Origin of the sequence: Microbaculum marinum (genome assembly GCF_037855135.1) — a bacterium.
GTDB lineage: Bacteria > Pseudomonadota > Alphaproteobacteria > Rhizobiales > Tepidamorphaceae > Microbaculum > Microbaculum marinum.
The window spans coordinates 209,120-230,870 of the sequence record NZ_JAZHOF010000001.1 but is presented as its reverse complement, the minus strand read 5'-3'; the positions used below and the strand labels follow the sequence as shown (position 1 = coordinate 230,870).

Genomic DNA, 21,751 nt, shown 5'->3' with positions numbered 1-21,751 from the left:
AAAGCCCGCTGCGCGCGATTGCGCGTGCGGGCTCCCATGCCATTGCCGGTCAGCGTCACTGGTGACCGGGCGAAACTGCCGATTTCCGGCTCGACGCCAAGATAATCATACTTGTCCGCGGTGCCACAAGCGGGATGTCCGGTGCCATCCACGCACGGTGCGGATACGCTAGGCTTTTTCCCCCACCGTATCTGCGACAAACGCCTCGCGCTCGCCCATCGGGCGGTCCGGTCCCACGGTGGTGTCCTGCGCCGTCTGGTGCTCGATCTCGGAATTGAGCTCCGCGCCAACCAGAACGATGAACGTCGCGAGATAGATCCACATCATCAGCGCGATCGCGGTGCCGAGCGATCCGTACGTGGCACCGTAGTCGCCCCAATTGGACAGATAGAGGGAGAAGGCAGCCGAGCCGATCACGATGAAGACAGCCGCGGCTACCGCGCCGACACTGATCCAGCGCAGCTTGGGCGGCCGCCGACTCGCCCCGTATCGGTACAATACGGAAATCGACGCGAGGAGGAGGCAGAAGAGCAACAGCAGCGGCAGCACCGTGGTTGCCGCTCTCGCAAACCCGGTCAGGCCGAGGTACTCCACGGCAACGGGGACGAGGACGATGATGTTGAGAATGATCACCAGCAGGACGATGCCGGCCACCGTAAACCCGAGCGTGTAAACGGTCCGAATGAAGAAGCCCCGCTTTTCCGGCTCGTCGTAGGCGACGTTCATGGCGATGAACAGCGCCTTCATGGCACCGTTGGCGCTCCACAGGGTCAGCACGAGCGCCCCGATCGCCGCCAGGCCGAGACTGTCGGCCCGGTTGCCGGTGATGCGAGCCAGTTCGTCGCCGATCATGTCGATCGCCGAAGGGGGAGCAAAGCCGCGCAGCAGGCTGAGTGTTTCGCCGATCGACGACGCGTCCGAGACCAGACCGTAGACCGATATGATCACGATCATCCCGGGGAACATCGCCAAAACGACGTAGAACGTCACGCCGGCGGCGACGAGCGCCGCCCGGTCTTCACCGACCTCGCGGCTCACACGCATGATGATGTCGCGCCAACCTGAAAGCGGTATTTCCGTCACGCTGCGAGCTGACCGGCCCCGGCCTGGTTCGTGCGCACGCAGTTGCTGGACGCGCTGGTCAAGTTCCGCGGAACTCGCATCCGGATTTCCGGCTGTCGTCATGCGATCCTACCAGATGCGTTTAGTGCTTCGATTCTCGGGTCCTGACAGAAGCAGGGGCGGAGCGGCCCGGATACATCTCCAGGTCATTTCGCTCCGCCCGGAACAGGTTCGGTCAGGCAAACCGGCGTTTCGTAATCTCGATCAGCGGTAGTCGCCGGGACGATCTTCCGTGAACGGATAGGGACCATAACCGCCGCTGTAGCCGCTGCGGTGGTGGTCGCCCTGCGAGTAGGCCGCCTCGCGATACCGGTTGGCATAGCTTTCATTGCCGCCGCCGTTGCTGCGCCGGCCCCAGGGCAACAGGGCTCCGAGGAGCAGGCCGCCGGCGAAGCCGATGACACCGACCATGACCGGGTTGTCGTTCACGTACCGGGAAACCTCGGCACCCGCCCGGCGGGTCTGCCAGTCGGCGCGACGATAGGTGCTCTCGACGCCTGCGCGCGCCTGGCGATAGCCTCTGTCGACCGTGTCCGCGGCGGCCTCGTAAGCCTCGCTCGCGCCTTCCACGGTCCGGCGATAGCCGTCCTCGACAGCGTGGCGAACCCCCTCGGCCGTTTCGGATGCACGGTCGGCAAGGGTGTCCATGGTGCTTGAGCCTTTGCCACGGGAGTCCTCGCTAGAGGATGGATCATGCCGGACCGGGCCGGCCGAGGCCGTCGTTCCCGCAGGCCGGGTCGGCGTAGGCGTAGGCGACGCGGTGGTCTTGGATTTGTCCGGGGATGTCGTCGTGTTCATATCAGATCTCCTTGGTTTGTCTTAGGCGGTTCATAGTTGTGGGGCGCTGGGGAACCTCTTCCGTCGAAACCGTTCGGCGATGCGGCACCATCGCGGCCTCTCGGACGGGCGGCACCGTCATTCCGCTCGTTCATCAGCCGCCAGGCGAAAAGCCCCGCTCCTGCGGCGATGAGCAGCACGGGAAGCGGGTTGCGGCGCGCCGCACTGAGCCCTTTTTCGAGGGCCGGCCGATACGTGGAGCGCCGGACGAGACCAACGGCCTCATCGGCCAAGCCAAGCGGCGTCAGTCGCTGCTCTATTCGATCGATCGTGAGATCGAGCCGGGCACGGGACACTTCGGCGTCGCGCGCCAGCGCGCTGGGGGCGTCGGTCATGACGTGACCTTCCTCTTGAGCATCTGCGCATCGCTGCGGATCGACGAGGCGGTCCTTTCCGGATACAGCGTGTCGACCCGCACTTTCCGGTAGCCGACGAAAAAGAGCAGCAGTGCGATCAGCGCCGCGCCGGCGGCACAGGCGATGGCTGCGTTCGCGGGCGACCCGAGTACGGGCGTGAGCCACACCACCAGGGCATCGATCGCCAGCCCCAGGGCGATGATCACGAAGACGGCGGAAAACAGGAACAACGCCAGCCCGAGGGCGACCTGCCGGATGTTCGAGGCAAGTTCCGCTCGCAAGAGAGCCATTTCTGTATTTATGAGATCCGCTCCGTTTCGGAGCGCCTCGCCCAGCAGAGCATTCAGTGCGGGCTTGGGCTCGGCGGGATCGCGGGGAATGTTGCCCTGAATGGTCATCGGACGACTCCCCTCAACGTTCGTATCGGGGCGGCGACTTCAGCGAACGCGAAACCAATGCGCCCAGCACGACCGCGCATGTCGCAACCGTCACGGGGTAACGCCGGCAGAGGTCCTCTGCGTCGCTATAAAGTTCTCCAGTCGATTTCCGCTCTATGGAAGTGGCCGCGGCATCGACCTGATCCGCCGTCCGCATCACCAGGTCTTCGATATTGGGCTGGTCGATCAGCCCCTCCGAGGACTTGCGGATATGGCGCGCGATCTCCGCGACGCCACGAGCGAGCCCGGACTTCTGCCTTTCGACAAGCGCGCCTGCCTGCTCGCGGACGAATTCGCCGACACGCTGTGTTTCTTCGGTCGCCGCCTCATACGCGTGTCGAGCTCCCTCCTTGGCTCGACGGGCGCCTTCTTTCAGAAGGTCCTCCTCACCTGCCAAGTCATCGTCTGCACGGTGACCGGCCCCTTCATGAAGGCCGGCACGTGCATTCCCGTCGATTGTCATCTGGGGCTCCTCATTGTGATATCGGACATGCCTCGCATTGTTCGCTAACAACGTTGCGCGAGGCCGACAGTTCCGAGGAAGGCCGAACATTGCGGATTCTCGGGGATCCCGTTTCTTCGCGCACAGCCCCGGCCCCCGGCGCCGGCGTCGGGGGTTGTGATTGACTGGGACTGGAGGGACGGCTTTGGCCGTTAGCGTCCGGGAAGCGTTGGCGCGTCAGGTTGGCGGCCACCGCTGCTCAGGTCAGGCAAAACCCTGCGAAGGCTCTGCATTCAGGATGGCACAACCTCAACCTGGCGGTGCCATACTCACAGCATCTGTAGGGCCTGCTCGATGGCCTCGAGATCGTCGTCAGCCACATCGGACTCGCCCTTACCCGAAGCCCGATTTTCGGCTCTGGCCGCCTCTGCCCATTCGTTGAGAATCTGACGTTTCTCGACGTTCGACAGCGCCGGATCTCCCACGACGTCCCGGGGATGGGCATAGGTGCCGCGTGCTGCGTTTCCCGAGGTGTCGATAGGCGTTTGCGGCATGTTGTCGATCATCGGAGGCTCCCGGAGAGGTTCACATGGACGCCGCGGTCGCAGGACGCGACGGGCCGAACAGCAGCCAGAGGATGAAGCCGACGATGGGCAGGATCAGGATCAACAGGATCCACAGCACCTTGGCGCCCGTCGAGGCACCCGAACCAACGATCTTCACGATCGCATAAATATCCAGGATAAGGATGATCAGGCCAAACAGGCCACCAACTTCTATACCCATCGGATGCCCCTCCCCTTACTTGTTGTCGGGTTGTGAATCTTCATCGTAGACCGCGCGATCGCCAATAGCCAACTGGTCGATGCGCGCACGCAGTCGCGCCGCCTGTTTGGCGGCCTCTTCGTCTCCGACTGCGGCGTCGTTCACATTCTTCGCCGGGTTGGGTCGTTCAGTGGGCTTCTGTGCCATCAGTCCTGTTCCTGTAGGTTCAATGAAATGCCGTTGCCCGGAAAACGGCCGGTCGCGCATTTGGGCAACCGGCCGTCTTGGCAAGGGCGCTACGTTAGGCTCTGCGCACGAGATGCATCACCACGGAGACCACAAGTGCGATCAAAAAGATGAAAAACAGAATCTGCGCGATTCCAGCTGACGCACCCGCAACACCGCCAAAGCCAAATGCACCGGCGATGATGGCCACTACGAGAAACACAAGGGCCCAGTACAGCATCCTGCTCTCCTTTCATTTATTGTGCCGTGCTTACTCGTGAACGTCGCACGACGAGAATCGTTTCCTTTGTTTCCGTCCCACAAAAAGAAACGGGCGCCGCAGCGCCCGTGTAGCCCGTCCGTCTGGACCGGTCGGAAACAAGTCACACCGCAGCTTTCTGCTGGGTGCCTGCCCGGGTATCGAAGAAGAGAGCCTGGCTGATGATGGCCTTGACGGTGTCCGTCTGGAAAGGCTTGGTGATGAGGAAGGCCGGCTCCGGACGCTCGCCGGTCAGAAGGCGCTCGGGATACGCGGTGATGAAGATCACCGGCACGTCGATCTCGTCGAGCATTTCGTTGACCGCTTCGAGCCCCGAACTTCCGTCCGCGAGCTGGATGTCGGCCAGCACCAGGCCGGGCCGCCGCTTCCGTGCAGCGGCGATTGCCTCGCGATGGGTGCGGGCGAGGCCGGAAACCTCGTGGCCGAGCCCGGTTACCAGAGCTTCCAGATCCATCGCGATCATCGCCTCGTCCTCGATGATGAGGACGTTGGTCGAGACCTGCGTGGCGATCTCGCGACCGGCCTCGTCGATCAGGGAGCGGACCTCATCCTCGTCGGTGTTCAGGATCTCCGCGGCCTGGGAGATCGAAAACTCTTCGACGGTCGTCAGCAGGAACGCTTGCCGGGCCCGCGGCATGATCGCATCGAGATTGCGTTCGAAGGGGGTCGCCGGACCGCCATCGCGATGATTGATATCGATGGTGTCCCATATTCCGATCAGGACCCGGTAGAGCGCGACACGCGGTTCCAAGGACTCGTCGAAAATGGTCTGATCGGCAATGATCGCTTCCAGACAGGCCGCGACATAGGCATCACCGCCGGCTTGCGTGCCCGTGAGTGCGCGGGCGAAGCGCCGCAAATACGGAAGATGCGGCGCAATCGTCATAGCAAACGACATACTTACTCCCTTGCAAGGCCGTGTTTATCCGTTCTTTAACGCCCGAAAACATATCGGGTTCCCTGCCAAAGGAAATTTTTTTCGACGACAGGGAACCAACCGCGCCCGCTCACGTTTGATTGCGGAGGTGTTGGCCGCCGGACGGGGACCGACAGGCTTGGGAGCATTCATGTCCAGCAATCAGAAAAGCGAGCGCAACGTGAACCAACAGAACCCTAATCCACCCGGCAGCGCTGCCCTGGACGAGCGTCTGCAGGCTCACATCGGCACCCAGCTGAAGTCGATGTACGACTCCTTTCTGACCGAGCCCATCCCGGATCGCCTCGTCGAACTGCTCCAGGAACTGGACCGTGTCTCCGAGAAGAAGGCCGCGCGAGGGGAGTCCAAGGAATGAACCCCCGCAAGGAACTCCTTGAGCACATACCCAATCTTCGGGCATTTGCCATGTCCCTTTGCGGAAGCGCCGATCGGGCCGACGACCTCGTCCAGGAGGCTCTGGTAAAGGCCTGGAGCAATCTCGACAGTTTCGAGGTCGGCACCAACATGAGGGCGTGGCTGTTCACCATCCTGCGCAATGCCTTCTATTCGGAACTGCGCAAGCGTCGCCGCGAGGTGGAGGATGCCGACGGGGCAATGGCAGCAAAGCTCGCCACCCATCCCGCCCAGTCCGGCCACATGGATTTCAAGGATTTTCGGGTTGCCCTCGACAAGCTGCCCCCGGACCAGCGCGAAGCCCTCGTTCTGATCGGGGCATCGGGCATGTCGTATGACGAGGCTGCGGAGATCTGCGATTGCGCGGTAGGCACCGTGAAAAGCCGCGTAAACCGTGCGCGGCAGCGGCTGGCGGAAATCCTGGCGCTGGAATCGGTCGCCGAGTTTGGCCCCGACGGCACGTCCCAACCGATAGTGAGCTCCCCCACTACGACACGGTCGGTCGCCTGATCGCCACTGCTCGAGGATAATCCGTGTGGCCACCGGTCCGGTTCTGTCAGCTGCTTCCAGGAAAATGAATTCTACATCGAGATGCAGTGGCGCCGCGCTGGCGCGCTCACCGCATCGCGCATCGCGACTGCACCTCGGCCGGACGAGAAAGTCCGGTCCTCGGCCGGTTGTCGTGACCACTTACGCACACACGAGTTGTGCCCGCGCAAAGGGAACGCCGCTTCAGCGAACGAAGGCTATCGGGAAGGCCATATAACGAGCATCGTTGTTCATGGAATTTGATCTGTCCTGGAACGCCACACTCCAGTCCGGCGTTTCAAATGCCAAGGGTACGGGTATTTGAGTATGACTGCTGCGCAAAGCCGGATCGCGGCATTGGTGATCGTGATTGTTGCGGTCGCCGCGTCGGCTTTTGCCTTCATGACGTGGCGGCAAAGCCAGGTGGATGCCTTCTCGGCATCTGCGAAGGCGGCGCTCGCCAATGTCGATCTCGTTCTCGATCGTGCGCTCCTGACGGTGCGCGCAGTACAGGGCCTGTATGCCGATAACCCGGCGCTGACCGAAGAGGAACTGGCGCGGTTCGTCGAGGGGATCGGACCCGTTGCGGGGCTTCGCGCGATCGTCTACCAGCCGCGGGTCCTCAGTTCCGAACGCGCGGAGTTCGAACGGGAACTCATCCGCAGCGGCAAGAGCCCGAACGGCATCTGGACCATTCAGGACGGCAAGCCGGTGCGGGCCGCCGAGGCCGACGCGTACTTTCCGGTTGCTGCAACATATTTCTTTGCCGAAGCCGGTTCGACCTACGGCTTCGACATCCGCTCCAATCCCACTCGCAGGTTTCCCCTGGACATGGCGATCGAGACCCGCCTCGGGACGTCCACCGACGTCGTGACATTCGTTTCGAGCGGCGAGGACCCGGTGCGTGGGGTGATCTTCTACAAGCCGGTCGTCGTCGACGGCGAGGTCGTAGGCATCGTCAGCGGAAGCGTGGAGCTGAAGCTCCTGATCTCGCTGGCGAGGGCTGCCGCGCCTGAGATACAGGACCTGAGCATCGATATCGGCCCGCTTGATATTGCCGGAGGCGCCCCTGTCGACTTTCCCAACGTGAACGACGATTCCCAGCCGTTTCTGGTCGTCAGCGAGCAAAATCACTCCGGCCGGCTGTGGCGCTTTCGCATGAGCGGGAAGCCGGACGTCTCCGACTATGCCCGCGGATACGGCCTGATGACACTTGTCTTGCTCGCGGGTCTCGGCGCCGCTGCCGCCGTCGTGGGCTACTCGACAGCGGCGCGGCGCGGTCGCGACCTCAAATCGGCGGAGACGCGGCTTCGCCGGACGCTGGACGGGCTGGTGCCGCTCGTGTTCATGACCGATCCGAACGGCCTGCTGATCACCGCCAATCGCGCGGCGTTGGACGCCTCCAGCAACAGCGTCGAGGATCTCGTCGGCAAACCGCTGGAGGACTTGCCGCTTTGGGACGACGACCCCGGTAACAAGGATGCTTTGCATCTGGCCATCCTGCGAGCCTCTGCGGGCGAGGAACGCAGGCTCGACGTTCTATCCACCGAAACGGAGCTCGGTCAGACGGTGTACGACGTGGCGGTCAGGCCCATTGCCGGTGAGCGAGGCGACATCACCCACCTCGTTGTGTCCGCCCTCGACGTGTCCGAGCGGGTCGAGGCAGCGGAGACGGAACGCCTGCTCATGCGGGAACTCGACCACCGCATGAAGAACACCCTGCAGGTGGTTCAAGGCGTCGTGCGCCGCACCGCGCGCAGCCATAATTCGGTCGGCTCGTTCGAGAGTGCGCTGCTCGGCCGTATCACCACCATGGCACGCGCACACGACCTGCTGGCACGCGAGCGCTGGCTCGGCGCGGATCTTCGCACGGTCATCCTGCAGGAGATACAGCCCTTCGAGGAGGGCCGGTCGGTTACGGTGAGCGGCCCGCCCATCAGGGTAAATCCGAAAGGAGCTCTCGCGCTTGCCCTGGCCATCCACGAACTCGGCACCAACGCGATCAAGTACGGGGCGTTGTCCGTGCCCGAAGGGCGGCTGGATATCGAGTGGTCGCTCGAAGGAGACGACAGGGACCGCATGCTGGTGTTCAATTGGTGGGAGAGCGAAGGACCGAAGGTCTCCATACCGGATCATCGCGGCTTCGGTTCCCTGCTCCTTGAACGCAGCATCACCTATGACCTGGACGGAAGGACGCATCTGGACTTCGCGCCCGACGGCGTGAGCTGCAGAATTGAGATCCCGTGGGAGAGGGTAAGGCCGATGACCGCCAGCATTCATTTCCGGGAGCGTCTTGCGGAAGGGGTCTCGGCATGAGCGAACCGATGAGCGTTCTCATTCTCGAGGATGAATTCATGATCGCCATGGAGTTCGAGACCGTGTTGCTCGACGCGGGCTATCGCGTGGTCGGGCCGGCAGCCGATGTCGAGGCAGCGCTGGCCCTGCTGGAATCCGACAAACCCGACGCGGGCGTTCTCGACGTCAACCTCGGACGCGGCGAGACGAGCGCCCCGATCGCCGAGAAACTGCACAGACTCGCCGTCCCGTTCATACTTTGCACCGGATACCAGACATCGGAACTGGTGCAGCGCTACGGCGATGGCGTGCCCATACTGCAGAAGCCCGTCGATGCGGCGAAGCTGATCGACGTCCTGCGATGCCTAGTTCCAGCACCTCGCTGACAGGGTTCCTGCTGCGTCCCTGGACCCGGCTGGTCAGAAGCTTCGTCGCGGTTCCCGCCGCCTTCGCGGTCCTGGCCTTCGTGCTGGGTATCGTCGCGTTGCGAATCGATTTCGGACAGTACGGCGTCCTGGAGCGCTATGGCAGCATATTGCCGCCGATCAATCCGGATACCGCGCGAACGCTCCTGTCCGTCATCGCCGGCTCGATGATGACGGTGCTCAGCCTCGTCTACTCCCTTACACTGATCGTCTTCACCCTCGCTGCCGGCAATATCGGCCCCCGGCTGATTGAACGCTTCACGAGCGACCGGACCACGCAGATCACCGCCGGCATGTTGGTGGGCACCTTCGTCTACGCCGTCATCGTGCTCAGCCGCATCGACGTAGACGACGTGCCCCGCGTGGCGACATTCGGCGCCCTGCTGTTGACCGGGGCCACGCTGACCTCCCTGATCATCTTCATCCGCTCCGTGGCCGAGCGCGTTTCCATCGACAACGAGATCGGGCGCGTGTCGTCGCAGTTGCTCGCCGCGCTCGAAAGCATAGCCACGCACGAAGCGACCGAACACACGCCGATTGAGGAACTGCGCGGGTCGGGCGAGAAGACTTCGGTAAAAAGCGCATCGGACGGCTACGTCACCGCACTCGATGCGCAGTCGATTTGCGCCGCTGCGAAGGATGTTGACGCCTTCGTCGAAATGAACGTGCGGCATGGCGACTTCGTCATCGCCGGTCAGGAGATCGCAGTCGTTACGGGACCCGAGGACATCGGCGGCCTTGCCGAAGCGATCCGCACGGCGGTGTTTCTGGAACGACATCGCACCGCGGATTCCGATGCCGAGTTCTCCGTCCATCTTCTGGTCGAGATCGCCATGCGGGCGCTTTCGCCCGGCGTCAACGACAGTTACACCGCGATCGCCTGCATTGACCAATTGTCCGCCGCGCTGGCGCTTCCGGTGAGCGGCTTCGCCCCGCCGCCGCTGTCAAAGGACAGCGATGGCAAGGCCAGACTCTGGTTTGACGGGGTTTCCGTGAATTCCCTCGTCGGTACGGCACTGCATCCCCTGCGCCGCGCCGCGGCCGGCAACGTGACGGTGACGCTGCGACTGATCCGTTCCATCGGACGCCTTATCGCCATAGCACAATCATCGCACGTCCCCCTCCTGGAGAAGCACCTCGATCTCATTGTCGAAGACGCCCGCCGCGAGGTGAGCAATGACGACGACCGCGACGAGATCGAATCCCTGGCAATCGCTGCAAGGAAACGGCAAGGCGATACTGACACCGATTCCGACGGGCAGGACGCGTCAGGCTCGAGCTGACGGATTGAGCTGCTCCAGCGGGATGACGAACCGGAGCTTCACCCCGTCGGGAGGAAACGTCAGATCGACGTCGGCATCCAAGGAGCGCGCCACGTTCTGCTCGACGACGATACGCCCGAAGCCGCGATGCGTCGGCGGCTGGACTGCTGGCCCGCCCTCCTCTTCCCACGTCAGGCGCAGATTGCGGCTGTCCTTGTCACCGGTCACCGACCACTTGACCGTCACCACACCGGAATCATTGGACAAGGCTCCATACTTCGCCGCGTTGGTGGCAAGCTCGTGGAGCGCGAGGGCAAGCACCTGGGTCGCTTCGGGAGTAAGGGTGATCTCTGGTCCTTCGACGACGACGCGCGACTTGTCCTTCGGCATGTAGTGGCCGATCTGACCACGGATCAGGTGGTCGAGTCGTGCGCCGACCCAGTTTTCGGCCACCAGCAGATCCTGCGCTCCTGCGAGCGCGCGCAGTCTTTCGCCAAATCCGTTCACGAATTCCGGCACGGTGTCGGCCTGCTGCGCCGTCTGCCGGGCAATCGCCTGGACCACTGCGAGCAGATTCTTGGAGCGATGGGTCAGCTCCCTCATCACGAGACGCATCTGATCTTCGTTGCGCTTTGACTCGGTAATGTCGACCGCCGCGCACGTTATGCCCGTGACTTCGCCCTCACTGGAGATGTTCGGTTCGATGAACAGATCGTACCACCGGACCTCGTCACCGCTGTCTATACGGATCTCTCCCGAGCGCGGCTCCTTGGCGAGCATCGCGTCCTTCTTCAGTTCCACCACCCGGGACAGATCGGGCTCGCTCAGCAGTTCCTCGTCGGTCTTGCCGACCACGGGTCCCATCTGGGTCTCGCTCGTGTTCGACCAGGTGTAACGGAGGTCTGTATCCTGCGCGAACACGAAGATGTCGCTCGACCGAAGCGCCACATTGAAGCGCTGCACCGACTCCGAGAGCCGCCCGCTCAGGTCGGTCCGCATCGCTTCCAGGCGTTTCGACCGCGTAATCTCGATTGCGGTGCAGGCGATACCGTCGACACGGCCATCGGCATCGATCAATGGCGTCGCATCAACCCGGAACCAGGCTGCAACGTCGCCATCCGGTATTTCGACTTCGAACGTCTCCGATTGTCCCGTCTCGATCACGCGACGTTTGTGCTCGGCGATGGACGACCTTGCCGGCTCAGGCATAATTTCGTCGTCCGACCTGCCGACGATTTCCTCTTCCGCCAATCCAAGCCACGGGTTGTGGATCCACGTGTACCTCAGGTCCCGGTCCTGGGAGTAGACGGTTATCCGTGCGCCTCGCGTTGCAGCCTCGAAGAGTTGCCGCACTTCGGCCAGCTCCCTGGTGCGCTCCGCAACCTGGCGCTCGAGGTTGCGCCGTGCCTCGTCCAGTTCCGAATAGGCATGCTCCCGCGCCGCAGCTTCTTCGATCAGCCGCTGGTTGATCTGCTCGACATGCCCTGCCGACGGCATGGCGACGAGTCGCGGCATCAGCCGCCAGGCGAAGAGGGCGGTGACGACCGACACGATCGCGGCGAGGGCGTTCAGCAGAACCTCGAGTCCTTCATAAGGATGCCAGGGAGCAATCACGGCTGCGAGGTGGGTCAGTCCGCAGAGTGCGATGAACGCGGAGAAGAGGATCGCAAGATGCCGCGCTTCACCGACCAGATCTCTGCGTCTGCTGGCAAAAACAAGAATTCCGATGGAAATGGCAAAGTACGCCGCTGCGATACCTGCATCTGATATCACGTGCAGCGTCGCGAAATTCGCCTGGCCGGACAAATACTGGAGAATTCTATCCATTCACCACCTCAAGTGTACCATGAATGGCAGAGCCAGCTGCTCGGCGAACACGGTCTGTCCGGCGAAACCAGCGAGCATCCACGATACAGTATAATGGGCTATAGTGGGCAGTCGGCTGGAAAACTCATGCTTACGAGGCATGAGATGGAGAAACGGGCGCAGGAACTGTCAGAAAGGACAGGAGCGCGGATGTCAATCGATCCGCGTCAACGGGATATGACAGCCGAACGAAATGGGCGGGTATGTCGGCTTGACCCTCATCATGGTCTGACACCAGAATTGTCGGAGTTCTTGCAGCATGCAAGGCGGCGATCAATTCATCGATCGCGACTTTCGCCCCAGGCCCCGGGACGAGGACAGCCAGGTCCACGCGGCCGGCAAACAGGGCCGCCCTGGCCGCGTCGACAGCGCGGGTCAGCATGACGGTCCAGCCAGGTCCGCTGGAGCGTAATTTCCCCTGCAATTCCAATGCGAGCGCTTCATTGTCCATAAGGAACAGTGCAGCGCGCGAGGCTTGTCCTGACACGCATCTCTCTCCTGCCGCCCCGAATCGGGGCGGCATTTCAGCCATCGCCAAAGGGATAGTTTGTTTCCTATCATGGACCCCGATCTGCACGGTTGTCATTGAAAAAAGACATACCTGATAGGAGGCAATTTGGCCGCTAGAGACGTTTCGATTCGAATTCCCTGCAGCAAATGCCCGCTCAGGGATCTCGAGTGTTTCCGGGACTTCACGGAGAAGGAAGTGGAGTTCCTTCACGAGTTCAAACAGGGCGAACTGACGGTCAACCCGGGCGCACCGATTGTTCTCGAGGAATCCAACAGCCCTCATCTGTATACCGTACTGGAGGGGTGGGGCTTCCGGTACAAGACGCTCCCGGACGGACGTCGACAGATATTGAATTATGTCATGCCGGGCGACTTCATCGGTTTGCAGAGCTCGGTTTTCGAGGTCATGAGCCATGGCGTCGAGGCGCTGACCGAAATGATGATGTGCGTGTTTCCCCGCGACAAGCTCTGGACGCTCTACACCCGCCACCCGACGCTCGCGTTCGACGTGACGTGGCTGGCGTCCCGGGAAGAGCGCCTGCTGGACGAGCATCTACTGACGGTCGGCAGACGCACCGCGATCGAGCGCGTCGCCTTCGTGATCTGGCATCTCTACAAGCGGGCCTTGTCGGTAGGCCTCGCCTCCGGGAACAGGCTCGACCTCCCGGTCACTCAGCAGCATCTTGCCGATACGCTGGGCCTTTCGCTGGTCCATACCAACAAGACTCTCAAGAAGCTTAGGGCCAACGGCTGCATTTCGGTGGAAGAGCGCACGGTGGAGGTGCTCGACAAGTCGAAGCTGATCGAAATAGCCCAGGCCCAGGAGCACGAGGAAGGCCCGAGGCCCTTCCTCTAGGGCTCCACGTGAAAGGCGCCGGAACACGTCCGGCGCCTTTGAACTTGAGGCTGGATTTCGATCAGGCAGCCTGCTTGTTCAGCGAACCCTCGGCCAGCTTCGAGAGCTTTTCGTCGGCGGCGTACTCCTGGTCGAGATTGGCCTGCAACAGCCGGGCAGCGTCGTTCATCCCGAGCCGCTTCGCCCAGGCGACCAGCGTGCCGTAGCGATTGATCTCGTAGTGCTCGACCGCCTGCGCGGCGGCGATCATGCCCGCATCCCGGGTGTCCTTGTCGCCGGCCTCTTCCATGATCTCCTTGCCTTCCTCGAGAATGCCTAGGATGGCGTCGCAGGTGACACCCCGAGGCTTCAGGTCAAGAATCTCGAAAACCTTCTCGAGGTTTTCGATGTGGCCTTCCGTTTCCTCGCGGTGGGATTCGAATGCCGCAGCGAGCTGCTCGGAATCGGCCTTGCGAGCCATCTTCGGCAGCGTCTTCAGGATCTGCTTCTCGGCGTAATACATGTCGCGCACGAAATGCACGAACAGGTCGTTGAGGTTGTTCATGGCCATATCGGCCTCCCTGTTCCTTGATGGTGTGGTGGTCTCTGCAGGTCGTCAGATGTGACCGAGCAATACGAGGATCAGGACGATGACCAGGATGGTGCCGAGTATGCCGCCCGGTGCGTAGCCCCATCCGCGACTGTACGGCCAGGTCGGGAGCGAGCCGATCAGAATGAGAATGAGGATGATGACGAGAATGGTGCCAAGCGTCATGGCGGGCCTCCGTGGGAATCGTCGTGGGAAACGGCCCGGGGAAGCTCTCCGACGGGCCTTCTAGGATCGAGCGTCAACCGAGCGACGCATCAGACTCAATACTGCGTGGCAGTGCCGGCAAATGCCGGCACTGCCACGGATTCAGTGATGGCTCAGCCAGGTATCGACCTGACGCTCGGCCTCGGCTTTCTCGACGCCGTAGCGCTCCTGGATCTTGCCGACCAACTGCTGACGGTTGCCGTCGATGACATCCATGTCGTCATTGGTGAGCTTGCCCCACTGGGTCTGAACCTTGCCGGTGAACTGCTTCCACTGGCCCTCGATCTGATCCCAATTCATGTGTCTCCTTTCCGGCGCATTCGCTGGCGGGAAAACAACGAACTCCCGCTCCGCTGCACGCGCATCCTCAGTCGCTGTGATAGAACAGTGCCCGATCGGCAACGACTTCCGCTGCGATCGTCCTGCTCGAACAAACGTTCGCGAGGTCTGCAGGTTCCCGAGGGTCCGACAAAATCATGCACTTGAAGCAGGCCGGGCAATACTTGGGTCCTGCGGGAACTCCAAAGCTCGTCCGTGCGTTAGAAACGAACGTCATCCTTCGAGGCAAACATGCACAATCGACCGCAGTCGGGAGTGTCGGACCCCGTATTTTCGGAGCGGGACCGTGCGGATCCTCCGCGTCAAGTGGTCGTCCAGCTGGCAGGCTCCGTCAGGGCCTGCCTTTTCATCATTGCCGCGGCGGCCGTCTTGTTCGGAGTCTACTTCGGACAGGGGCTGTTCATGCCGATCGCGATCGCGATGGTGCTGTCTCTGACGCTCAGCCCGATCGTGCGTTCGGCAAGTCGCCGCGGCATCCCCTCAGGTATAACAGCCAGCGTGCTGGTGTTCGGCCTCGCGATCATTGCGCTGGTAGGATCGCTGACCCTCACCCAGCCCGTCATGGATTGGGTGGACGACGCACCGCGTATCGGGTCCGAGTTGCGCAACCGGCTCGAGAGCATCCGCGGTCCGATGGAGGCGATGAACGAAGCGGGGGAAGAGGTCCAGAAACTGGCGGAGTCCAATGATCCGAGCGTGCAGGAGGTCGTCGTCCGGCAGCCGGGCCTCCTCAACCGCGCGGCAAACCATATCGCGGGATTTGCCGCAACGATTCTGGTGACCTTCGGGCTGACGCTTTACATGCTCGCCTACAGTTCGCTGTTCTACGAGAAGGTCGTGAAGATCCTGCCGCGCCTCAGCGACAAGAAGAGAGCGCTGCGTATCGCCTATGATGTCGAGCGGATTGTCTCCCGATATCTTCTGACGGTTGCGGCGATTAACACCTGTCTCGGCTTTGCGGTAGGTACGGCGATGTGGCTGATCGGCATGCCGAGCCCCGTACTGTGGGGCATCGCCGCCGGGCTATTGAATTTCCTGCCCTACATCGGATCGGCCGTAGGCGTCCTCGTATCCGCCGCCGTCGCGATCGTTACCTTCGAGTCCCTGGCGCACGCCGCCATCGCGCCGCTCGTCTATCTGGGCATCACGGCCCTGGAGGGCAATTTCATCACGCCCGCAATTCTCGGGCGCCGCCTCGAACTCAATCCGGTGGTCATCCTGTTGTCGGTGTCCCTTTGGGGATTCGTCTGGGGAGTCGTCGGGGTCCTGATCGCGGTACCCCTGCTGGTCATCCTGAAGGTTTTCTGCGACCACGTGGAAGACCTCGAGGGACTTGGCGAGTTTCTGGCCGGCACCCGTCGGCTGGAAGAGGAAGTTGATGAGGCCGAGGAGCCGGAAGCGGCCGCCTGATCATTCCGTTCAGGGTGAGCCCGCGCCACAGACGTTGCGGCCCGCCAGCTGCCCGAAGATCAGGGCCATTCCCACATGCGTTCCCGACAGGTAGCCGCGTCCGTGGAAGCCTCCGGTCACCTCCCCCGCAGCAAACAGTCCGGCGATGGGATGCCCGAAGACGTCGATGACCCGCATCTCCGGGTCGATCTTCAGGCCGCCGTTGAAGTGCGTCGTCCCCGGAACCGTGACAATCCCGTAGTAGGGCGGGGCCGCAATTTTTCGGGGCGTTCCCGAATGTCCGACCAGGTGGTTGCGGCCGAAGTCGGGATCCACACCCGCGTCGACATGGCCATTGTAGCGCTCGATGCTCTCCAGCGCCGCGTCAGCGTCGAGGCCGCTGTCGGCTTCGAGCAAGTGCATCAACTCCGTCAGCGAGCCAGCCTGGAACTCGTCATATCCCTTGAGCGTGCGGCCCAGCATCGTATCGCGATGCGCTTGCCGGATGGCGGCGTCGTATATCTGGAAGATCTGGGTTCCGGGCTGCTTCAGACCGGCCCACGAAATGTCGTTGTAGAGCCCGGACTCGTCACAGAACCGCCTGCCCGAACGGTTGAGGATAACCGCCCCGGAATAGATCAGCATCGCACCCTTGCCGGTTCTGGGATCGGCGGGACCTGTCGGAGCAACGCCGGCGGCCATGTATGCGGTATCTGCGCCGCGCGCGAGCGCCATCACGAGCCCGTCACCCAATGAACCCGCCCCCGTGATCGGGAGAATCGACTCGGTGCCGGGCGCCCCGTAGTTGCCGATGAGACGGGTGTTGCGTGTAAAACCGCCGCTCGCCAGCACCACACCCGTAGATGCGCCGATTTCGGGCGCACCGCCGGTCCGTTCTACATTGACGCCGACGACGCGCCCGCTCTCGTCACAGATCAGCCGCCTGGCGCGTACCGACGTGAGGATGCGTATTCCTCTCTCACGCGCGGCCCGTTCGAGACGAAGGCCGAGCTCGGCGCCCCCATGCAGATCCACACTCTCGATCTCGTGCGCCCACGGCCGCCGCATGTGCGCGAACTGGAACGTCCCCGCAAACGTCACGCCGAGGTCCACCAGCCGGCGATAGGCGGACGGCGCTGCTTCGACGTATTTCAGCGCCAGGGCCTCGTCATGATCGCCGTGGTGAGCGTGAAGCAGGTCTTCGTAGAGTTCGTTTGCCGGGCCGGGCTGGAGATCGGTCTCGCAGAAGACGGCGTAGCCGGCCGACAGGCGCGTGCTGCCCGCGGGAGCGGGTTGCGATTCCAGGACGAGGACATCCGCCCCCAGGTCCGCCGCTTCGATCGCGGCGCTCAGCCCCGCGGCGCCGCAGCCCACCACGATGACGTCGGCCGATGCGGGAACCTCCCCGCTCATTCCGCTAGCTCTTGTTCATGCCGGCGAGGCGTTCGAGGCTTGCCAGGTCCTCGCGGAGGATCCCTATCGCCGATGCGATCGAATGAGGCTCCTCGCGATCGCCGTCGCGCTTTTCGATGCCCCTTACCAGCAGATTGACGAGCGCCTTTGCAATCTCGTTCGGACTCATCCTGCCGCCCGGCGAGTACCACAGCGCCGTCCAGTTCGACATGCCGATGACAGCGAATGCGGTGAGTTGGGGGTCCACGGCGCGAAACTGGTCGGCTTCGATTCCCTCGGTGATCAGTCGGGTGTAGAGGTCGAGGATCTGCCGTCGGCTGCGATTGTAGCTGACGCGCAGGTCTTCCGGCACGTCCGCCTCGAGCCGGTCGAACACAAGGAAGCGGCTGCCACCCTTGAGGCGCTGCGTGATGGCGCCCTCCACCGCCAGCACGAGCCGCTCGAGAGCGGTGAGGTCCTCACGCTCGAACAGGTCGAGCAGCTGCGAGCACCGGCGCTCGTATTCCTCGATGAACAACTCCCTGATGATCTCTTCCTTGTTCTGGAAGTAGTGGTAGACCGAAGAGCGCTTCAGAGACAGGGAATCGGCGATGTCGTTGATGCTCGTCTTGGAGAAGCCGTTCGCGCAGAACAGTTCTGCCGATTTTTCGAGCAGCCGTTCGCGCACCAGCTCCTTGCGCGTATTGTTGGCCCCGCGACGGGATTTCGGCGGAGTGCGACGCGCCGCGTCTTCGATCTCCGGAAGCGTTTCGGTGGTGTTGGTCACGTCGAGGCCCTTTCCTTCCGATCAGGCCGAACGGCAGGCCCGCAAGGACTCGTCGCGCACAAACCGAAACCGCCAACATTCATCGGGCCAGCCCTCGTGAAATCCTATGCGATCACGGCGCGTCGCGGAACCGGCCGCGGTAGAACGTCAGCGGCGGCCGGGCGTGCGGATCGGTTATCACGTCCATGACCGTCGGTCCCGGATGCGCGAGCGCCTCCGCGAGGGCGTCGGGCAGGTCGCCGGGGTCGGTGACACGTATTCCCCTCGCCCCGCACCCCGTCGCGATCACGGCATGATCGACCGGCGCGAAATGGCACGCTTCGGTATGGGCGCCGAAGATCATGTCCTCGGCGTCCTTCTGGTAGCCCAGGATCTGGTTGTTCAGCACGATCACCGGTATCGACAGCTCCATCCTGACCGCCGTCTCCAGTTCGGCCCAGCAATGAGCGAAACCGCCGTCGCCGGTGACGCAGACCACCGGGTCGTTGGGTCGGGCAATCTTCGCACCGATCGCCATCGGAAGGCCCCACCCCAGACCCGCCAGGCCGCGCGGCGAGATGAAGCGCATGCCGGGCCGCCTGGCGGTCAGGAAATTGCCGGTCCAGATCGACGCATAGCTCGCATCCGAGACGACCGTCGTTTCCGGTGTGAGCACGCGGTCCAGTTCACGCATCACGCTCTCCGGGCGCACGGCCGACCCGGTCTCGCTCAGTTCGGCGAACCTAGTCCTGAAGTGATCGACGGCAGCTGCGATCTCCGCCTCGAAGCCTGCGCGGCTTTCGATGCGATCGGCGAGATCCAGCCGGTCGAGCGCACCGGACAGTGCGGCGATCCCCGCACCCGCATCGCCGACTAGGCGAAGCGCCTCATAGTTGCGACCGATCTCCTGGCCGTCGATGTCGAGGTGTATGCAGGCCGCCTCGCGCGGATACAGCCGCCAGGAATCGGTGCCGTTCTGGTTGGTCCGGTTGCCGATCAGGACAATCACGTCGGCTGCCTGAACGAACTCGTGCAGCTTCTCGGTACGCGCGCCGTCGCCCATGAAGTAGCCGATAACGCCGAGCGACAATGGATGGTCCTCGGCCACCGCTCCCTTGCCCATCAGGGTGGTGGCGACGGGAAGGTGGTGGCGATCCTGCAGTTCGGCCAGCGCCGCCTGCGCAGCCGACAGATGCACGCCGCCGCCGGCGATCACCAGCGGGCGCCGGGCGCCGGCGATCAGCTTCGCCGCCCGGTGTACGTTCTCGGCATCGGGCGCGACGCGATCCAGGGGAAACGTGCCAAGGGCGGAGCCCCGACCGGAGTCGGACCTGGCGGTGGCCGACAGGATGTGACCGGGGACCAGCAGCACGACAGGTCCCGGCCGGCCGGTCGTCGCCGTGGTGACGGCCAGGTCGACATAGTCGTCGATGCGATCGACATCGTCTATCCGCCGGATCCACTTGGCCACGCCGGAGAAGAGCGCGGAATGATCGAGCTCCTGGAAGGCGTTGCGGTCGGCGATATCCGGCGTCACCTCCTGCACCAGCGCGACGACAGGAACCGAGGCCTTCAGCGCCTCCGCCAGCGGCGCCACCAGCAGCGTTGCGGCGGGGCCGTTCTGGGCGGTGACCAGAGCGATACGGTTGGACACGCGCGCGTACGCGTCGGCCATCGCCCCTCCCGCATTCTCGGTACGGTATACGGCCTGGATGATTCCGTGGGCCGGGGCGACGAGGTGGAAGATCGAGGGAATGCTCTGGCCGAACGCCACCCTCACCCCGTGCCTTGCAAAGGCCCGCGCGAGCCGCTGCCCGCCGACCGGGACGTTGCCGGAGATCTTGCGGTGCAGTTCGGTGGTAACGTTGTCGGCGACGAGCACGGGACCTTTTCCTCCTATGCGACGGCCTGGCCGGCGAGCTCGCGCTCCCAAAGTTCCAGCATCAGCTTCGGCCCTCCCTCCGTGCTCTCAAGCCGCCGGAGGCCCTCCGGATCGATGACCTCGCGGATGACCCGCAGTTCCTCGGAGGTCGGGGCGGCGGTGACTGCGACGTCCGGACCGGGATCCGGCAGGTCGAAGCCGGTACGCTCCTGCACGGTCGCGAATGACACGCCGGGATGGAGCGACACCACCTGCATGGTGCCCTCCGGTCCGCCGTAGTCGAAGACACCCAGATCGGAGATTACCACCCCCGGCCTGGCGGGATGCGCGGATCCGCTGCTCTCGAGCGGACTGCGGCCGAAGCCGCAGATGAAGTCGACCTTCTCCACGAAGCTCTTCGGCGAATGGGTTCGGATATGGTAGTTCAGCCGCTCGCAGCCCCACAGGTCGTCGGGAATGCCGCGAGCACCGATCAGCTGGGCGCGCGGGCGCTGCCAGTCTCCGATGACGGAGATGTTCGATCCGCCGGTTCGGTCTAGCTGCACCGCCCCGATCCAGATCTGCAGCTTGTGCTGCGCGATCATGCGGAACATCTGCTCCCAGTCGAGCGACATCTTCGCCGTCGCATCGAGCGTCCATTCCTCCGACAGCGCCTTCGCATGGACCTCGGGGTCCGCAGCGGCGCGCGAGGAGGTCGTCAGGAACAGATCCGGCACGTAGAGGGTCTTGGCGAGACGCGCCGACAGGTCCGACAGGATCGTCGCACCGACACCGAGGCGGCCGCCGCGATACTCCTTCGACATCCGGGCAATTAGCAGCTCTTCGAGGGTGTAGGCGGTGTCGGTCATCAGGCCATCGCTATGTGCTGGGAGAGCCACGCCTCGTCGGTGGCGTTCTTCTGGTAGTCGAGGATCTTCGGCAGATCGAAGCGGTAATCCGGAAACACCGCCGAGAAGCCGCCGCCGCCCGGCGCTTCGATGACGTGATCGACCCAGAGCCGCGACACGAAGGTCGACCGGCCGCGCCGTTCGCTCGGGATTTCCGCAACGATGCGTTCGGCGGTAAGGACGACCTTGGAAGCCGCCTGGACGAGCAGCATGTCGGCAAACGCGTCGCTGTGGATCAGCGCGTTGCCCGCCTCGTCGGCCTCGTTGACGTGCACGATCGCCAGGTCCGGCGCCAGCGGCGGCACGGCCAGCAGCTGCTCGCCGGTGAGCGGGCAGGAAAACTGCCGAAAGACGCTGGTCGACGTGCCGACGAGATCCGTGCCGAGCCCGAAACGCGACGGGAGGAAGGGCAGCCGCTTCGCCGCGGCCTCGTAGGCCGTCATCATCAGTCCTTCGGAATATTCGACGATCTCCAGCTCGCCGCGCTGGCGGGCGGCGCGAAAATTCGGCGCCAGGCCGAACATGTCGAAGCCGACGAAGGCGAAGTGGAGCCGCCTGATCTTCTTCATGCCTATGAGCAGATCGACCTCCGGCCCGCCAAGGAAGGAGGCGACGTCGAGTCCTGAAAGGTTGGATCTCGCGATCGCTGCTGCGGCCGCGACCGGCTTGCGCTGCAAGCCGCCGCCGCCGAAGGCGACGAGGTCGTCGGCGCCGATCAGCGCCACCATTTCGCTGAAGTCTATTCGTTTGCTCATGTTGTCGGGTGC

General features: G+C 63.3%; 26 protein-coding genes. 7 read left to right on the top strand and 19 right to left on the bottom strand.

The window, feature by feature from the left end; genetic code table 11:
• Positions 1-168: 168 nt before the first annotated feature.
• From V3328_RS01085 to V3328_RS01040, 10 genes are all read right to left on the bottom strand, one after another.
• Positions 169-1,044, bottom strand: a complete 876-nt coding sequence (locus V3328_RS01085; RefSeq protein ID WP_340327788.1) for a YihY/virulence factor BrkB family protein — start codon at positions 1,042-1,044, stop codon at positions 169-171.
• A 282-nt stretch (positions 1,045-1,326) separates the two neighbouring features.
• Positions 1,327-1,770: a hypothetical protein gene (locus tag V3328_RS01080; RefSeq protein ID WP_340327787.1), complete on the bottom strand. Its 444-nt coding sequence runs from the start codon at positions 1,768-1,770 to the stop codon at positions 1,327-1,329.
• Between the two features lie 146 nt (positions 1,771-1,916).
• Positions 1,917-2,294, bottom strand: a complete 378-nt coding sequence (locus tag V3328_RS01075; RefSeq protein ID WP_340327786.1) for a hypothetical protein — start codon at positions 2,292-2,294, stop codon at positions 1,917-1,919.
• Positions 2,291-2,713 carry a phage holin family protein gene (locus V3328_RS01070; protein WP_340327785.1) on the bottom strand — a complete coding sequence of 141 codons (423 nt, stop codon included), beginning with the start codon at positions 2,711-2,713 and terminating at the stop codon, positions 2,291-2,293. Before V3328_RS01070 ends, V3328_RS01075 begins: the two co-directional genes overlap by 4 nt.
• Before the next feature lie 13 nt (positions 2,714-2,726).
• Positions 2,727-3,215, bottom strand: coding sequence for a hypothetical protein (locus V3328_RS01065; RefSeq protein WP_340327784.1), 489 nt, complete (start codon positions 3,213-3,215; stop codon positions 2,727-2,729).
• Positions 3,216-3,523: 308 nt separating this feature from the next.
• On the bottom strand, positions 3,524-3,760 hold the full coding sequence (locus V3328_RS01060) for a hypothetical protein (RefSeq protein WP_340327783.1): 237 nt from the start codon (positions 3,758-3,760) through the stop codon (positions 3,524-3,526).
• A 19-nt stretch (positions 3,761-3,779) separates the two neighbouring features.
• Positions 3,780-3,980 carry a PLDc N-terminal domain-containing protein gene (locus tag V3328_RS01055; protein ID WP_340327782.1) on the bottom strand — a complete coding sequence of 67 codons (201 nt, stop codon included), beginning with the start codon at positions 3,978-3,980 and terminating at the stop codon, positions 3,780-3,782.
• 15 nt (positions 3,981-3,995) lie between these two features.
• A complete protein-coding gene (locus V3328_RS01050; RefSeq protein WP_340327781.1) occupies positions 3,996-4,166 on the bottom strand; it encodes a hypothetical protein in 171 nt (56 codons plus the stop codon).
• A gap of 94 nt (positions 4,167-4,260) precedes the next feature.
• Positions 4,261-4,425 (bottom strand): DUF1328 domain-containing protein, encoded by a 165-nt coding sequence (locus V3328_RS01045; protein ID WP_340327780.1) that lies wholly within the window; start codon positions 4,423-4,425, stop codon positions 4,261-4,263.
• Between the two features lie 142 nt (positions 4,426-4,567).
• Complete coding sequence (locus V3328_RS01040) at positions 4,568-5,362, bottom strand: response regulator (RefSeq protein WP_340327779.1); 795 nt, start codon at positions 5,360-5,362, stop codon at positions 4,568-4,570.
• A 169-nt stretch (positions 5,363-5,531) separates the two neighbouring features.
• Here V3328_RS01040 and V3328_RS01035 point away from each other — a divergent pair, with 169 nt between their 5' ends.
• The 5 genes from V3328_RS01035 to V3328_RS01015 all read left to right on the top strand — a co-directional run bounded on the left by V3328_RS01035 (position 5,532) and on the right by V3328_RS01015 (position 10,325).
• Positions 5,532-5,756: a NepR family anti-sigma factor gene (locus V3328_RS01035; protein ID WP_340327778.1), complete on the top strand. Its 225-nt coding sequence runs from the start codon at positions 5,532-5,534 to the stop codon at positions 5,754-5,756.
• The gene (locus V3328_RS01030) at positions 5,753-6,304 is read left to right on the top strand and encodes a sigma-70 family RNA polymerase sigma factor (protein WP_340327777.1); all 552 of its coding nucleotides are present in this window, start codon (positions 5,753-5,755) and stop codon (positions 6,302-6,304) included. Before V3328_RS01035 ends, V3328_RS01030 begins: the two co-directional genes overlap by 4 nt.
• A gap of 345 nt (positions 6,305-6,649) precedes the next feature.
• A complete protein-coding gene (locus tag V3328_RS01025; protein WP_340327776.1) occupies positions 6,650-8,638 on the top strand; it encodes an HWE histidine kinase domain-containing protein in 1,989 nt (662 codons plus the stop codon).
• Entirely contained in the window at positions 8,635-9,003 is a 369-nt protein-coding gene (locus V3328_RS01020; RefSeq protein ID WP_340327775.1) for a response regulator, read from the top strand. Before V3328_RS01025 ends, V3328_RS01020 begins: the two co-directional genes overlap by 4 nt.
• Complete coding sequence (locus V3328_RS01015) at positions 8,979-10,325, top strand: DUF2254 domain-containing protein (protein ID WP_340328252.1); 1,347 nt, start codon at positions 8,979-8,981, stop codon at positions 10,323-10,325. Before V3328_RS01020 ends, V3328_RS01015 begins: the two co-directional genes overlap by 25 nt.
• Here V3328_RS01015 and V3328_RS01010 read toward each other — a convergent pair.
• The gene (locus V3328_RS01010) at positions 10,311-12,131 is read right to left on the bottom strand and encodes a sensor histidine kinase (RefSeq protein WP_340327774.1); all 1,821 of its coding nucleotides are present in this window, start codon (positions 12,129-12,131) and stop codon (positions 10,311-10,313) included. The two genes, V3328_RS01015 and V3328_RS01010, sit on opposite strands and share 15 nt — an antisense overlap.
• A gap of 655 nt (positions 12,132-12,786) precedes the next feature.
• Between V3328_RS01010 and V3328_RS01005 the strand changes: the two genes are divergently transcribed.
• Positions 12,787-13,536 (top strand): Crp/Fnr family transcriptional regulator, encoded by a 750-nt coding sequence (locus V3328_RS01005; RefSeq protein WP_340327773.1) that lies wholly within the window; start codon positions 12,787-12,789, stop codon positions 13,534-13,536.
• Positions 13,537-13,597: 61 nt separating this feature from the next.
• On the opposite strand, the gene V3328_RS01000 is transcribed toward V3328_RS01005, so the two are convergent.
• From V3328_RS01000 to V3328_RS00990, 3 genes are all read right to left on the bottom strand, one after another.
• Entirely contained in the window at positions 13,598-14,080 is a 483-nt protein-coding gene (locus tag V3328_RS01000; protein ID WP_340328251.1) for a YciE/YciF ferroxidase family protein, read from the bottom strand.
• A 51-nt stretch (positions 14,081-14,131) separates the two neighbouring features.
• Entirely contained in the window at positions 14,132-14,290 is a 159-nt protein-coding gene (locus V3328_RS00995) for a DUF3309 family protein (protein WP_340327772.1), read from the bottom strand.
• A gap of 141 nt (positions 14,291-14,431) precedes the next feature.
• Complete coding sequence (locus tag V3328_RS00990; RefSeq protein WP_340327771.1) at positions 14,432-14,629, bottom strand: CsbD family protein; 198 nt, start codon at positions 14,627-14,629, stop codon at positions 14,432-14,434.
• Between the two features lie 270 nt (positions 14,630-14,899).
• Here V3328_RS00990 and V3328_RS00985 point away from each other — a divergent pair, with 270 nt between their 5' ends.
• The gene (locus tag V3328_RS00985) at positions 14,900-16,078 is read left to right on the top strand and encodes an AI-2E family transporter (protein ID WP_340327770.1); all 1,179 of its coding nucleotides are present in this window, start codon (positions 14,900-14,902) and stop codon (positions 16,076-16,078) included.
• Between the two features lie 9 nt (positions 16,079-16,087).
• Here the strand turns inward: V3328_RS00985 and V3328_RS00980 are convergent, their stop codons facing one another.
• The 5 genes from V3328_RS00980 to V3328_RS00960 form a co-directional block, all read right to left on the bottom strand.
• A complete protein-coding gene (locus V3328_RS00980; RefSeq protein ID WP_340327769.1) occupies positions 16,088-17,470 on the bottom strand; it encodes an FAD-dependent oxidoreductase in 1,383 nt (460 codons plus the stop codon).
• Positions 17,471-17,474: 4 nt separating this feature from the next.
• Positions 17,475-18,236 carry a TetR/AcrR family transcriptional regulator gene (locus tag V3328_RS00975; protein ID WP_340327768.1) on the bottom strand — a complete coding sequence of 254 codons (762 nt, stop codon included), beginning with the start codon at positions 18,234-18,236 and terminating at the stop codon, positions 17,475-17,477.
• Positions 18,237-18,348: 112 nt separating this feature from the next.
• Positions 18,349-20,097, bottom strand: coding sequence for an acetolactate synthase catalytic subunit (locus tag V3328_RS00970; RefSeq protein ID WP_378758875.1), 1,749 nt, complete (start codon positions 20,095-20,097; stop codon positions 18,349-18,351).
• Between the two features lie 14 nt (positions 20,098-20,111).
• Complete coding sequence (locus V3328_RS00965; RefSeq protein ID WP_340327766.1) at positions 20,112-20,945, bottom strand: hypothetical protein; 834 nt, start codon at positions 20,943-20,945, stop codon at positions 20,112-20,114.
• The gene (locus tag V3328_RS00960; RefSeq protein WP_340327765.1) at positions 20,945-21,739 is read right to left on the bottom strand and encodes a CoA transferase subunit A; all 795 of its coding nucleotides are present in this window, start codon (positions 21,737-21,739) and stop codon (positions 20,945-20,947) included. The genes V3328_RS00965 and V3328_RS00960 overlap by 1 nt, the downstream gene beginning before the upstream one ends.
• Between the last annotated feature and the right edge of the window lie 12 nt (positions 21,740-21,751).